We start from the raw sequence: 14624 nt of genomic DNA on the forward strand, positions 1-14624 counted from the left end.
AAAAATAAAGCTTATCTTTACAATTGCAATACTATTGCAGATTAAATATTCAAAAAAATGAGAAACACGATTGCCAAAGCAAAAATACTGGAACTGATTAATCATTCTGAAGTTGCGCTGTCTCATTCTGAAATAGAAAAACTGACAGAAGGATTGTGTAACAGGGTTACCATCTATCGGGTACTGGACAGGTTAACTGACGAAGGACACATCCATAGGTTTATCAACATAGATGGTCATCAGAAATTTGCTGCCTGTCATCATTGTGATGCTCAGCATCATCATAACCACGCGCACTTTAGCTGTACACAATGCGGAACAGTTTCTTGTCTTGAAGATGTAGAACCTGTTTATAAACTTCCAAAGGAATATAAAGTACAGGATATGAACTTTGTTCTATCTGGTGTTTGCCCGAGATGTGTTAAATAATAAAAATATTTAACACTCTTCTTTATCGGGATTTATGTCATCAGATCGATTCTTTCCTTTACCTGTTTTCTTGTGATAAAAAACATAATGAAGTAAAAGAAAAAACTTGGCAATAAAACAATATAATAATCCGGAAGATCGTCTTTTGTTATTTGTGCTATTCTCTTCGAGTTATTAAATGCCAAACCAATAAACAGCATTGCAGCCAAATAAATAATAATTGATATTCCTGATCTGCCGAAGGCTGTTAACACAGCAAGTATATATAAAATAAAGCCAAGAGTAGAGTTTATATTAAATTTTCTATACTCAGTCATCGCTTCTTCATATTGCAGGTTATAAAGATTCCCTGATAATTCAAGTTCTTCAGAAGTTATACCTCTGTCTTTAAGGGTCTCAATTGCAGCTTCACGAAGTTCTAAGGGATATCCGTGCTTCTTATGGTTCTTTACAACATCAATTAGCAAACCAGTCTGCATATTTTTAAGCTTTTCAATTCGTTCGTCCATGTTATTAGTTAATTAGTATATAGAAAATTAATAAAATTATCTGATAATTAAAGTAATAAGTCTTATAATATTCATTGTTTATTGAATAATAATTAAAAACTAATCTCACAGAGACGGCTAAAATTGATTTTTTTTAGATAATGGCATTATCTGATAAAGCCTAAAGTCCTAAATACTAAATACTAAATACTAAATACAATGGCCTTTACTTAATTTGGTAAAGGCCATATTAGTGTTATATAAATTTTTGTCTGTTAAACTTTTATCTTTACGCCCACAGAAATATTAATTCCCGGTAACGGAGCCAAAAATTTCAGAGGTGAATTTTGTGGTCTGGCCTCTTTATTCAACAGATTATTTCCGGTAATATAATATTCAATATTCAAATTACTTAAGGTACTTTCATAAGAAATACGTGCATTTAAAAGCGAATATGCCGGCATAGGAAGTTCCGGGTTGATATTTTTACCAAGATATTTTTGTTTCATATAATGATCCAGAGATACATTGAGACTAAATCTATCAATAGTACCTGCCAGATTAAATCCGAATCTGCTGGTTGGCATATTCGGCATATAATCTCCATCACTCCATTTTCTGATGGAAGAATCGGCTACACTTATATTCCGTACCAGGTCAAAATAGGAACCAACCTCCCATTTTCCGAATTTAGTCAGGTCAAATTTGTATGCTGCTTCTACTTCTATACCATTGATTTCGGTGTTATCACTACGCCACTCTTTTACCGAAAATCCTCCGGCTCTGGAAATTCCTGTATGAGCCAGATAAATATAATTATCATATTTTGTATGATACCAGCTCGCTGCCAGCCGCACATTCTTTAGATTTAGTCCACCTCCTATTTCCCATGTTTTTGCAACTTCTTTATCTAGTCTGTCGTCTCCGTTTTCTTCTACCATTAGCGCATAATGATTGTTTCCGGCATACAGCTCATTTATTTCGGGAGCCCTTTCAGAGTGGTTATACTGTGCTTTCAAATAAGCTTTTTCAAATATATTCCACGTCATTCCCGCATGATACTGATTTAGAGTAAAATCTCTGTCAGAGAGTTTTCCACCAGACATACCACGACTTCTTACATAGTTTTTATCTGCATCCGCTCTTCGCTGTACATGATCGTTGCGGTATCCCAGATCGAATTCAAGAAAATTAAAGTTAAGATGCTGCATCGTATAGAAGCCTATTTCACGGCTGATATTATTGGGTAAATAGCGCAGGTTTCCACTGCCATCCATTTCTCGGTATTGTACTTCCACACCGGTTGTTCCTGTTAAGAATTTCATCTTTTGCTGTACAAATTCTATACGCCCGTTATGCTGATTTACATCCAGCTGATTAGCTCTTCTCCTACCCAGCATTTCTGTGTTCTCGGAAAAAACACCCATATAGCTCAGTTTTATACTGGCCAAAGAGAAATTTCGGAATTTATAAGCAGATTCCAGCATGGCTTTATGCGTTAAGCTCATTACATTAATCGGAAGATAATCTATTTTTTCCTGAGGCTTATTACCATGTGAATGCTCCGGCATCTTTGGCATTGCATAACCTGGAGCACCAAAATAGGAGTAAGAATTCTGATAAGCAGCACCTACATAAAAGGACTCCCCAACATAACCGGTACCAATATGAAAAGAATTTCTCTCCGAATGGCTGTTTGTGATCTCACCGTCTTTTACGGGACCTAAATCTTTTATACTGTTTACTTCTCGTGTGTAACGGTCTTTCGTAGGATCTTGACCGGGGATGTATAAATCGTTTTTAGGATTCGGATAATCCTTTCCGTCTTTTGAATTCCTGTAGGTTGGTCTGAAAGTATAAAGGTCATCTTCCGAAAGTTCATATTCTACAAAATGGTCTTTTGCGAACTGGTCTATATAAGGAAAAAGACTTTTATTCAGTACATTTCTGGAACGCACGTCCAGCTGGCACATTGCCTGTAGTCCGCTGTCAAACCCTACCAGCTGCGGATCGTAACAACGGGGATCTTTGGAAGATCCGGGAATCCGTACAACATCCTGTTTATAATTGTTTGCACCTACCGTCCATGCCCAGTTTTTTCCAACTTTACCTTTTGCTGAAAATCCCTGTCTCTGACCGCTATTAGTTCCGCCTTCAAGAAAACCTTTGAATTCGAAAGCTTTTGCAGGGAGCTGTCGCGGTATATAGTCTGTTTCCAGATCAACAGCCCCACCAATAGCTTTACCACCGTACAATACTGCCGCCGAGCTTTTATATACTGTGATACTCTGCACATTATTAATTTCAGTATCAATATTCAAATCCGGACTGATTCCTGAGAGATCGTTTACTGCAACACCATTTTCCAATACTCTTACTCTGTTCCCGCTAAGGCTTCGAATTACGGGAGCTCCGGAATTGGGTCCATAGTAAGAATTCTGAATTCCGGGAATTTTACTTAAAGTTTCACCAAGTGTGCCGGATTGTATAAAATCTAAGATTTTTCTGGGTACAGTCAGCGCATCCAGGTTTTGTTTTCCGGAAATATTGACTGACTCAATGTTTTTCACCGGATCCTTACCGGCAGTTTTTTCCTGAGCTTTCAGGCTGGAAGAGTACGAAATAAAACAACTCCCCATTAAAAAAATAACAGCATTCTTCATGTATAATCATATTTTAATATGGGGGCAAAGCTATACATTCCATTTCAATAACGCAACACAGTTGCGTTATTGAAATGGAATATTATTTCCTTAATTCTTTTTTAACCTTAGAAATCAGTAAAATAAATATTAGCAGCATGATATTTTATTCTCAACATTCAATAAACGCATTACATCACCTTTATTTACCCATTCATCATTTAAATTTAAATCTCTAAAGATGTTATAGTTTATTTGCAGCATCATATTAAGATAATTATCGAATCAAGAAATGTTAAGCCAATATGAACATCATCAAACATAAATCGCTTATAATATGAACATTAAATAATATACAACTAAATCTGCTGCACCCTATTTTTGCAAAAAAATATAACGTTGTAGGTTAGTGTAGTATAAAAAGACAAATTATAGTTAAACAACATTGATAAAAATAACACACAAATAAAAATTAAACACTATATAATTAATTAATATTGTGTACATTGCAGCCCATAAAGAAGACTAGATTAAAAATTAAACACTATGCACAAAACTACTACTGATAATTACATTAAACTTCATCTATATCTATTTTATGTGCCGGTGGTTCTGGTTGCTTTATGTATTCTTTTTCTTTACATCACAGGGTCTCTAAATATTGGATCTTATATACAACTTCAGACTCCATTATTTTTTCTCATCAATTCCAAACTATCTCAATATCCAAGTGTGCAGTATAATCTTACCCAGTTGGGCGATGCACTTGTATTTTTATCGTTTTTAACTATTCTTATTGTCTATGCGCCAAAAGTATGGGGGGCATTAATAACTGCTTCAATAATTTCAGCAGTATTCTGTACCCCTATAAAAACTTTATTTGCGGTACCAAGACCTGCTGCGGTTTTTGATAATAATAGCTTTACGATTATAGGAAAAACATTATCGGGACATAATAGCTTACCTTCCGGGCACTCTATTACTATTTTTACGATCCTTACCGTTTTATTATTTTCGTTTATGCCTAAAAAACTAAATTATAAAATTATCTGGATTGCTACATTTACGTTTGCAGGACTCATGATTGCTTTTACAAGAGTAGGTGTTGGAGCTCATTATCCTTTAGATGTTATTGCAGGTGGTGTACTTGGCTATCTATCGGGAATTTTAGGTATATTTATCAACCAGAAATATAAAACATGGACATGGATAAGCGACAAGAGGTATTATCCTGTTTTCATGCTAGTTATTGCAATTTGTAGTATTGTTTTAATCAATAAGCTTATTAATGAAAAGTTGATCATATTTTATTTATCACTCATTAATCTTATGGTTGTACTCCATATAATTACCAATATATATGCTAAAAAGAAATTTAAAATTACGAGATTTTTCATTATTAATAAGCTTTCTTAATTTTCTATTATTTCATCTTCCGTTTTTTAAGTTTGTCGTAGCTAATGTTGATTACAAAACCTTTAGTGGCTTCAGTATTATAATAAGCCTGGTCATATTAATGCTGGCCGCAAACTTCTTTACTTTTTATCTTATTCTTTTTCTGTCGCGCATTGCAGGAAAGGTTTTGCTGGTCTTATTTTTTATCATTAACTCTATTGCGGTTTATTTTATCAATACCTACAGTGTGATAATAGATGAGAGTATGATTGGAAATATTCTCAATACCAATTACGAAGAGTCCAGCAGCTTTTTCTCTTATAAACTGATATTATACCTTATTATACTTGGAATACTCCCTTCTGTATTTATCATCAGAACAAAGATTGTAAAAGAAGTACCAAAGAAATTTCTGATTACCTCATCACTCACATTACTGTTCATGGTTATTCTGGCATTTGCCAATGCAAGCAACTGGCTATGGATTGATAAAAATTCAAAAACATTGGGAGGGCTTGCAATGCCCTGGTCTTATTCAGTCAATATTTCTCTCTTTTATATCCATCAGGCTAAAAAGAATGAAAAAGAAATATTATTACCAGACGCTAAAATAAAGGATACCCAAAAGTCTGTTATGGTACTTGTTATAGGAGAATCCGCAAGAAGAGAGAATTTTTCGCTATATGGGTATAAGAAAAATACCAATCCCCTGCTTTCTAAAACTCCCGGAGTACATAGTTTCAATGCCACATCTTGTGCAACCTATACCACTGCCGGTGTAAAGTGTATTTTGGAGCATAAAAACACCGACGATCTGTATGAGATTCTGCCCAATTATTTATCCCGAAATGATGTAGATGTAATCTGGAAGACAACCAATTGGGGTGAGCCTCCTGTGCATATTAAAAACTACCAGAACAAAGAGAGTCTGGAAGCAAAATGTAAAGGTGAAGATTGTGGTTACGATGGCGTTCTTTTAAACGGATTAAAAGAGGAAATAATGGCCAGCAAAAAGAATAAAATACTAATCATTTTACATACCAGCACAAGCCATGGTCCCACTTACAGCAAAAAATACCCTTCACGGTTTGAAACTTTTAAACCTGTCTGTAATAGTGTGGAGTTAGGGAACTGTTCTAAAGAACAGCTCATCAATGCTTATGATAATACTATTGTGTACACAGACTATATTTTACACAGTATAATTGAAGATCTGAAACAGCTAAATGGCTACAACAGTGCCATGATGTATGTGTCGGATCATGGAGAATCTTTAGGTGAAAAGAACCTGTACATGCATGGGGTTCCCATCAGTATTGCACCAAAAGAACAATATGAAATTCCTTTTATTGTATGGGTATCTGATGGCTCAAAACAGCTGAAACCTAGCAATACTGTTTCTCAGAATCAAGTATTTCACAGTGTTCTAAACTTTTTAGGGGTGCAAAGCCCTATTTATGATGAAAAAATGAACATTTTTAAATAATTAATATTCTTAAGTTCATCCGTAGTGTGCAATTATCGCACAGTATTAAAAAAAATTGATAACTTTAGACATCAATCATTCATAAAAAAATATCTGCTTCTGATATGCTGATTCAGATTAATCATATCACTACTGAAACAAATCAGGACCCGCAACATAAAGCTTTTTATCAGGTTTTTCTAATTCAGGGTCCAACAAAAGTTATAGTAGATTTCACTACTTATGAGATTACAACTCCGGCATTATTGTTCCTTAGCCCTTATCAGCATATTACATGGGCAGGAAAATCTTCTGAAGTAATAATCCAGCTTTTGTTTCATGGAGATTTTTATTGTATAGAGTATCATAAACAGGAGGTTGCCTGCAATGGATTATTATTCAATAATATCTATCTGTTACCTTATGTTGGTCTAAGTCCGGAATCTCTTGAAGAAATTGAAGGAATTATCCTGAAAATAGAAAAGGAACTCAATGATCATTCTGATTTTTCAGAAGCCGTAATAAAAGCTTATCTACAGGTTATCCTCGCACTATCCAGTAAAGTAAAGAAATCTTATATTGAAGATAATACAGCTATAGTTTTAACGGTTGAAAATAATGAAGGCAGCGAATTCCAGAAATTGCTGGAAGAAAATTTTTCTCAGGAAAAATCAGTTAATTTTTATGCAGAAAAGCTTCACCTCAGTACAGATAGCTTTAGCAAAAAAATAAAAAACCAGCTGGGTAAAACGCCTTCTGCATTTATTCAGGAACGTGTCGTCCTGGAATCCAAGAAGCTATTACACCTTACCCGCCTTTCTATAAAGGAAATTGCTGTACAATTAAATTTCCAAGACGAACATTATTTCAGCCGCTATTTTAAAAAGAATGTTGGTGTTTCTCCATCAGAGTTCAGAACCAAAACGGGAATTTCCATTGTAGCGGAATAGTACACGACAAAGACGAATTTGTCCATGTCATCAGAATATTACAGGCAATAGCTTTGTAATAAAAAAAGAACATGAAAAATTTACTTCACTTACTGGTCAACGGGCAGCACTATTTTATCAATATTCTCCGTATTTCTGTTTTTATAGTTATGGCATGGATTGGTGGTCTGAAGGCTTTCCAATATGAAGCAGATGGTATTGTTCCTTTCGTTGCCAATAGCCCCTTCATGAGTTTTTTGTACCAGAAGAAAGCTCCGGAATATCAAGACTATAAGAATCCCGAAGGAAAAATGTTGAAAAAAAATATTGAATGGAATAAAGCCAATGGCACTTATATTTTTGCATACGGACTTGGCACTGTTATCATATTAATTGGTTTACTAAATTTAGGTGGTATATGGATTCCTAAATTTGGCCTGTATGGAGGCATTCTGACTTTCCTGATGTCTCTTGTCACCTTGTCATTCCTGATCACCACTCCGGAGGTTTATGTTCCTGATCTGGGCGGTGACTTCCCTACTCCACAATATGGTTTCCCTTATCTTTCTGGTGCCGGACGACTGGTTCTGAAAGATATTATTATGATGGCTGCTGGATTGGTTACTGCTTCGGAATCTGCAAGGCAGCTTTTGAAAAAATAGGTTGATACTTATCCTAAAATATTTAAATACATATGCCTTATAGGTTCTTTGAATCTATAAGGTTATATCAAATGTCATAATTATAAAAATTATCTAAATGCTGTATAGATAATCTACAAATAAAGTGCTTTTCATATTTAGAAAATATGCAGAAATTAGCACCACCGTATAACGCATATATCTCTAAAACGTAAGTTCCTATACGGATATCTATAATGAGCATTACCACAAAAACAAAAAAAGACAGCAAGCGTTTCAGAAATATAAAACTGTGTATTTTTCTTTCAGGGCTTTCTGTATTTGCACAGCTCTATTTATTTCAACCGTTGCTTCCTATGGTTGCTGAACATTTCAACCGTTCTGTTGGTGACAGCTCGTTATTAGTTTCTTCTGCAACAATAGGAATGGCTATAGGTCTTTTTTTCTTTGCTTTTAAAGCTGACCAGTTTTCGAGGAAAAAACTTATGGTGTTTTCTTTATTGGCTTCTGCTATACTTACTATAATTTCAGCCCGTATAGAAAGTCTTACTTTACTAATTGCAATCGGCGTTGTTAAAGGTTTTGTAATATCAGGAGTTTCAGCAGTTGCCCTTGCCTACCTTACCGAAGAAGTAGATCTGGCTATTGTGGGGCTTGCCATCAGCATGTATGTAAGCGGTAATACAATTGGGGGGATGAGCGGTAGAATACTGGCTACAATTGTTTCCGGAGAACTGGGCTGGCAGGCGGCTGTTCTCGTGATAGGAATCGAAAGTTTATTATTGGGGCTTATATTTTGGAAATTTTTCCCTGAATCACATTTTTTCACACCACAGAAAACCGATTTTATCCAGAAGTTCAAACAGATGAGAAGGTTCCTATCGGATCCTTATATGCTTAGATTATATGGTATTGCAGCATTACTGATGGGTGTATTTGTAAGCGTATACAACTATCTTACATTTCGTCTCGAAACTCCTCCATTCTCATTACACCATATTTTTGTTGCCTTTATCTTTCTGATGTATACTTTTGGTGTATTTGGTACAATGGCCACCAGCAGACTGGTAAAAAGATATGCTCCGGAGAATATTCTGAAGGTTTTTATCATGAGCATGTTTATTGGGGTTGTAATGCTATTTTCTAAACACATTTATATACTTATCATAGGTCTTGCACTGCTTACTTTTTCATTTTTTGCAGTACACACCATGGCCAGCAGAATGGTTGCTATGCATGCTAAAGAAGGAAAAAGTTCAGCCACATCCATTTACTGGCTGGTATATTATCTTGGCTCCAGTGTGCTTGGAAGTGGTACAGGTTACCTTTTGCATGCAACTTCATGGATGGGCTTTATTCTGTTTCTTATGTTTGTTATTCTCATAACATTCTTCCTTACTGCGAAAAGCAACAGGACAAATCAAAATCAAATTAATTAAGAAAAACATAAAAAATACATGAAGATTATCCCTTTAAAAGAAGGTAACTTTTCTGTTAATTCTCAAAAAGAGTTTGTATTATTAGAAAATGCAGGCATATCCCCCGGGTTAAAAATGGCTATTCAGCCCTTTCTTATTATCACCGGACAGGACTATATATTACTGGATGCCGGTATCGGATGGAAAGAAAGCAATATGCAGAAAATCTTTCAAAAGCTTGCTGAGGCCGGAATAAAACCAGAACAAATCAATAAGATCTTGCTTTCTCATCTTCATAAAGATCATATCAGCGGGCTAGTTAACAGAACTTCGGAGGGTATGGAATTAAATTTTCCGGATGCTGAAATATATCTTCAGGAAAGAGAGTATAATTTTGCACTCACAAAAGAAGGCAGCCCTTCTTATGATTTGGATATTTTACGATTTACAGTACAGCATTCTCAACTAGTATGGATGAATGAAAACAGAGGAAATATTACAGATGAAATATCTTTTGAAGTCACCGGAGGGCACTCTCCTTTTCATCAGGTTTTCTGGATTAAAGAAAATAATGAAACTGCTTTTTATGGCGCTGACAATCTGCCTCAAAGTACTTATTTCAAATACCATTTAGCGTATAAGTCGGATTATGATGGCAAAAAAGCATTACAGGACCGCATAAAATGGGAAAAACAGGCAAAGGAAGAAAATTGGAAAATCTTATTTTATCATGATATGGAATATCCATTACTCTCATTATAAAGCAATAAAAAACACCACTTATAATCAGTGGTGTTTTTTTATAGATTAACGTCTGAACTAAGATTATTCAGTTTTTCCGTTTAAAGCAGCTTCATATCTCTTATTAATCTCTTTCCAGTTAATTACATTCCATATTGCACTTAGGTAATCAGCTCTTTTATTCTGATACTTCAGGTAATAGGCATGCTCCCATACATCGATTCCTAAAACAGGTATACCTTTCACCTCAGCAATATCCATTAATGGATTATCCTGATTTGCAGTAGAAGTAATTGCTAGTTTTTTCTCTGGTGTTACAATAAGCCATGCCCAACCAGAACCAAAACGATCTGCTCCTGCTTTACTCATTTTTTCCTTAAAGGCATCGAAACTACCAAAAGATTGATTAATAGCTTTCGCTAGTTTCTCTGATGGCTGAGTATTCTTTTCAGGAGTAAGGATTGTCCAGAATAGCTCATGGTTATAGTGGCCACCAGCATTGTTTCTTACCGCCGGGCTCTGTTTTGAGATTCCGGAAAGTATTTTCACAAGACTCTCTTTCTCCAAAGATGTTCCGGCAATAGCCTTATTTAAGTTTGCTACATATGCTGCACCATGTTTACTGTAATGTATTTCCATTGTTTGTGCATCAATTGATCCTTCCAATGCATTATATGCATAAGGTAATGGTACCTGCTTAAATTGTGCTGATACCAGCTGTGCCACAAGTACAAATCCTAATGTGGCTGCTCCAAATAATTTCATAGTGTTGTATTTTATGATTCGTTATTTCAAAAGTTTTTTGATGTCTTCTATCAATAATTCCCTGTCCGGATGGTATTTACCATTCAGCTGGGTATTTTTTCCTTGTGGATCTTCATAGTTGAGTCCGGAATAATACAAAATAGGCATTCCGTCTTTGCCATATCTGCTGCGTATATTACCCTGCTGATCTACTAAGGCGATCATACCACTGTGATTAAGGCTTTCGGCTTCATCTTCTTTATCCCCTACATAAATATTAAACTGGTCTGCAATTTTCCCGATATAATCTCTGCCACCTGTAAGAAAATGCCAGTTTGGAGATTTAGCTCCCATCATTGCAGCATGATTTTTCAGTACTTCAGGTGTATCATTCGTTGGATCAATACTGATAGAAATAATTCCAAAATTTGGATTATTAACCTCATCTTCTATATGCCGCATGTTCTGATTCATTACAGGGCAGATAGTAGGACATCTGCTGTAGAAAAATTCCACCAAATAAACTTTCCCCAGCATATCATGGTTATTTATTTTCTTGTTGTTCTGATCAGTAAGATTAAATTCAGGAACCTTCATTACAGTATAAAGATCTCTTTTAAAATAACCTATTCCCAAACCAATCGTTACAAATACCACCGCCAGTACGATCAACGGAACTACAATTTTAGCCCTTGAAGACTGCTGAGGCTTCCTTTTGCTACTGCTCTTCATTTTTGTACATATTTATCAGGATTCTTCTTAAAGGTCTTCTTACAATTGTCACTACAGAACCCATAGACATTACCTTTGTAAACGGCTGTATCTTTCAAAAACTCTGCAGTTTTCATATGACACACCGGGTCATCTTCATTTACCACCTTTACATTTTTCAGATTAGGTCCTTCTCCAGCTTTCATTACGTGTTTTACAGTCGGTTCTTGTTTTGCACAGGAGAAAATTGATACTGAACACAGCATCACCAATATATATTGTTTCATTATTTTTCGATAAATTATAAACTAAAATCCAATGCTTTAGATTTAAAAGCATTTTGTTGTAAAAATTAAAATAACGAAACCAAAGGAGGTCTGAATATTCTGGTCTGTGAAGTAAAGTCGTAGAAATCTGAATAGTAAACGCTTGGTTTTACTTTATGAGTCATATTGTTAAACAATGACTTAAAAGTAAAAGTCTCATTTACAATAAAAGCATCGATAAAATTGGAAATATTAATCTTGGAATTCTCCTGTTTTGGAGAACTGTCCGATACCTTTACCAGCTCTTTAGACAGGTAACATATACCATTACAGTCTAATTGCGGGCGATTTCTGTTTTCGCAAAGTCTGTTTACAATATAATCGTAATTCAGAGCATAGTCTAATAATGGCAATACAGGACGTAATGCGATTGTAAATATGATGAATATCGAAATAAGAGACTTCAATTACCAGCTTTTGTCAGTCAAAGGTACAAATACAAAATCTGTTTTTATTCATTATCTGATGAAAGTCATACGCAGGTATTATAAACGCTAAATACATGGACTTTATAGCAATATAAAACTGAACTTTACAACAATAAATTTTATAACTATTTGGTTCAATTTTGCTTTGTAACATTTAAAACACAATTTATATGAGCAAGACCATTTTAATTACCGGAGCAGCAAGTGGCTTTGGGAAAATAGCAGCATTTCAACTCACTAAAAAGGGACACAACGTAATTGCTACAGTCCAGACCTATCCTCAGATGAGTGATCTTATAACGGAGGCTAAGGAGAAAGGAATCGAATTGACGGTAGATAAACTTGATATCACCAACCTGCGTGATATTGACTATATTCATAAAAAATACGACATAGATATCCTCATTAGCAATGCCGGAATTATGGAAGGAGGACCTATATCAGAGCAACCGTTGGATCTGATACGTTCAATGTTTGATGTAAATGTTTTCGGAGCACTGGAATTGGCACAAGGATTCATCAAAAAATTTGTTGCTAAAAAATCTGGTAAAATTGTATTCACTTCTTCCATGGGTGGCTTATGGACTGTTCCTTATGTTGCCGCTTACTGCGCTTCCAAACATGCACTAGAAGCAATTGCAGAAGGACTTAAAACAGAACTGGAACCTTTTGGCATTAAGGTAGCAACCTGCAATCCCGGAGTTTTTGGTACAGGATTTAATGACCGCGGAGTGGATTCTATATTCCGCTGGTACGATCCTAATGTAAATTTCACTCCTTCTTCGGCATTCGATAGTGCCTCAGATTCTCTGGCCCACCAGCTTGATCCTACATCTATGGCTGAAGTTATTGTAAATGTAGCTCTTGACGATCAGTCAAACTTCAGAAATGTACATCCAAAAGAAACGGAAGATTTTGTAAAACAATTACAAGCTGATGCCTGGAATGCCAAAAGCTAACTTATCTCTTTTCTAAAGCTTACAGGCAGATTTTTTGTCTGCCTGTATAGCATAAACATTAACTAAAACACAAAGACAATGAATATATTATATAACGAAGCAGTAAAAGTGATGAATGCTTCTATTGAAAAATCTAAAGAACTCGGAATTCCGGTAAGCATCGCAATTGTAGATACCGGAGGGCATCTGGTTTCGCTTGCGAGATTGGACAGTGTATATGGCGTTATAGATTTTGCCATAAAAAAAGCAAAAACAGCTATAATGTTCGGAACCGATAGTGATATAATGGGAAGTATGATTGCCGGCTCGTCTATACACGGATATGGAATGATAAATTCCAATAATGGTTTATTAACTATACCAGGCGGCACGATTCTAAAAAACAAAGAAGGGAATATTATTGGAGCAATAGGCGTTTCTGGTGGAACTCCTGAGCAGGATAAAGAAATTGCCTATGCTGGCACTTATATACCGTTATAATTTAAGATATTAGCAAAATGGAAGGTCAGAAGGATATAGTATTTGATAAACTGGTCTACTCCTGTGCATTCGAAAAGTACACAGGGCAGGAAGAATTTATTCCGGAACACTTCCTGGGATTCCAACTATCTGGAGAAACTCATGCACAACATGCCCGGGGTAATACCATCGTTCCTGAAGGTTCCGTTGTACTGGTAAGAAAAAATCAACTGATCCGCTCAACAAAATATCCTTCAAAAGAAGGCAAATATGAATTCTTATCTATCACATTGGATAAAGAAGTGTTACAACAATATGCATTGGAGTATAAAATTGTAACAGAGGGACATTCTGAAAGTATGCCCGAGCTATTCTTTGAACCCAACAATTTTCTGAAATATTATTTCCTTTCACTAATTCCTTATATCGATCAGGATATAAATATTGATTCTAATCTCGCTAATCTAAAAATAAGAGAAGCTCTTGAACTATTATTACAAAGCAATCCTGATTTCAGACATCTCTTATTTGATTTCTCCCAGCCTTATAAAATAGATCTGGAGGAGTTTATGAATCTTAATTATAAATTTAATGTATCTACAGAATCTTTTGCCAGGCTTACTGGCAGAAGTCTTTCAGGTTTCAAAAGGGATTTTGAAAAAGTATTTAACTCTCCACCCCAGCAATGGCTGCGAAACAAGCGTCTGGACGAAGCTTATTATCTGATTAAACATCAAAAACAGAAACCCGCCGATATCTATCTGGATTTGGGATTTGAAAATCTTTCGCACTTTTATTTTACCTTCAAACAAAAGTTTGGTAAAACAACTTCCGAAATATGAAATGATT

The 14624-nt window shown here is 35.3% G+C and carries 16 protein-coding genes; 10 read left to right on the forward strand and 6 right to left on the reverse strand.

The annotated features are described in order from the left end of the window. Positions 1 to 57 precede the first annotated feature (57 nt). Positions 58 to 429 (forward strand): Fur family transcriptional regulator, encoded by a 372-nt coding sequence (locus ATE49_RS18665; RefSeq protein ID WP_009091048.1) that lies wholly within the window; start codon positions 58 to 60, stop codon positions 427 to 429. A gap of 32 nt (positions 430 to 461) precedes the next feature. Here ATE49_RS18665 and ATE49_RS18670 read toward each other — a convergent pair whose 3' ends face one another. Together ATE49_RS18670 and ATE49_RS18675 are read right to left on the reverse strand one after the other, a co-directional pair. Next, positions 462 to 938, reverse strand: a complete 477-nt coding sequence (locus tag ATE49_RS18670) for a hypothetical protein (RefSeq protein ID WP_065083332.1) — start codon at positions 936 to 938, stop codon at positions 462 to 464. Between the two features lie 254 nt (positions 939 to 1192). Further along, entirely contained in the window at positions 1193 to 3580 is a 2388-nt protein-coding gene (locus ATE49_RS18675; RefSeq protein ID WP_065083333.1) for a TonB-dependent receptor, read from the reverse strand. A 525-nt stretch (positions 3581 to 4105) separates the two neighbouring features. On the opposite strand from ATE49_RS18675, the gene ATE49_RS18680 reads away from it, so the two are divergent. The 6 genes from ATE49_RS18680 to ATE49_RS18705 all read left to right on the forward strand — a co-directional run bounded on the left by ATE49_RS18680 (position 4106) and on the right by ATE49_RS18705 (position 10169). Then, positions 4106 to 4975 carry a phosphatase PAP2 family protein gene (locus tag ATE49_RS18680; RefSeq protein ID WP_065083334.1) on the forward strand — a complete coding sequence of 290 codons (870 nt, stop codon included), beginning with the start codon at positions 4106 to 4108 and terminating at the stop codon, positions 4973 to 4975. After that, entirely contained in the window at positions 4920 to 6440 is a 1521-nt protein-coding gene (gene eptA, locus ATE49_RS18685) for a phosphoethanolamine--lipid A transferase EptA (protein WP_065083335.1), read from the forward strand. Before ATE49_RS18680 ends, eptA begins: the two co-directional genes overlap by 56 nt. Positions 6441 to 6544: 104 nt before the next feature. Continuing rightward, positions 6545 to 7369: an AraC family transcriptional regulator gene (locus tag ATE49_RS18690; protein WP_065083336.1), complete on the forward strand. Its 825-nt coding sequence runs from the start codon at positions 6545 to 6547 to the stop codon at positions 7367 to 7369. A 71-nt stretch (positions 7370 to 7440) separates the two neighbouring features. After that, the gene (locus tag ATE49_RS18695; protein WP_058878578.1) at positions 7441 to 8010 is read left to right on the forward strand and encodes a DUF417 family protein; all 570 of its coding nucleotides are present in this window, start codon (positions 7441 to 7443) and stop codon (positions 8008 to 8010) included. Between the two features lie 215 nt (positions 8011 to 8225). Continuing rightward, entirely contained in the window at positions 8226 to 9428 is a 1203-nt protein-coding gene (locus tag ATE49_RS18700; protein ID WP_065083337.1) for an MFS transporter, read from the forward strand. An 18-nt stretch (positions 9429 to 9446) separates the two neighbouring features. Next, positions 9447 to 10169, forward strand: coding sequence for an MBL fold metallo-hydrolase (locus tag ATE49_RS18705; protein WP_065083338.1), 723 nt, complete (start codon positions 9447 to 9449; stop codon positions 10167 to 10169). Between the two features lie 63 nt (positions 10170 to 10232). Here ATE49_RS18705 and ATE49_RS18710 read toward each other — a convergent pair whose 3' ends face one another. From ATE49_RS18710 to ATE49_RS18725, 4 genes are all read right to left on the reverse strand, one after another. Beyond that, entirely contained in the window at positions 10233 to 10913 is a 681-nt protein-coding gene (locus tag ATE49_RS18710) for a superoxide dismutase (protein ID WP_065083339.1), read from the reverse strand. Between the two features lie 21 nt (positions 10914 to 10934). Further along, positions 10935 to 11624 carry an SCO family protein gene (locus ATE49_RS18715; protein ID WP_065083340.1) on the reverse strand — a complete coding sequence of 230 codons (690 nt, stop codon included), beginning with the start codon at positions 11622 to 11624 and terminating at the stop codon, positions 10935 to 10937. Then, a complete protein-coding gene (locus ATE49_RS18720) occupies positions 11621 to 11890 on the reverse strand; it encodes a YHS domain-containing protein (protein WP_059155497.1) in 270 nt (89 codons plus the stop codon). Before ATE49_RS18720 ends, ATE49_RS18715 begins: the two co-directional genes overlap by 4 nt. Positions 11891 to 11955: 65 nt before the next feature. Then, positions 11956 to 12336 carry a hypothetical protein gene (locus tag ATE49_RS18725; RefSeq protein WP_065083341.1) on the reverse strand — a complete coding sequence of 127 codons (381 nt, stop codon included), beginning with the start codon at positions 12334 to 12336 and terminating at the stop codon, positions 11956 to 11958. A gap of 191 nt (positions 12337 to 12527) precedes the next feature. Here ATE49_RS18725 and ATE49_RS18730 point away from each other — a divergent pair, with 191 nt between their 5' ends. The 3 genes from ATE49_RS18730 to ATE49_RS18740 all read left to right on the forward strand — a co-directional run bounded on the left by ATE49_RS18730 (position 12528) and on the right by ATE49_RS18740 (position 14617). After that, the gene (locus ATE49_RS18730; RefSeq protein WP_065083342.1) at positions 12528 to 13316 is read left to right on the forward strand and encodes an SDR family oxidoreductase; all 789 of its coding nucleotides are present in this window, start codon (positions 12528 to 12530) and stop codon (positions 13314 to 13316) included. 78 nt (positions 13317 to 13394) lie between these two features. Further along, positions 13395 to 13796 (forward strand): GlcG/HbpS family heme-binding protein, encoded by a 402-nt coding sequence (locus ATE49_RS18735; RefSeq protein ID WP_065083343.1) that lies wholly within the window; start codon positions 13395 to 13397, stop codon positions 13794 to 13796. Between the two features lie 17 nt (positions 13797 to 13813). Continuing rightward, positions 13814 to 14617, forward strand: coding sequence for a helix-turn-helix domain-containing protein (locus ATE49_RS18740; RefSeq protein WP_065083344.1), 804 nt, complete (start codon positions 13814 to 13816; stop codon positions 14615 to 14617). Positions 14618 to 14624: the final 7 nt, after the last annotated feature.

The organism is Elizabethkingia miricola (assembly GCF_001675285.1).
GTDB lineage: Bacteria > Bacteroidota > Bacteroidia > Flavobacteriales > Weeksellaceae > Elizabethkingia > Elizabethkingia miricola.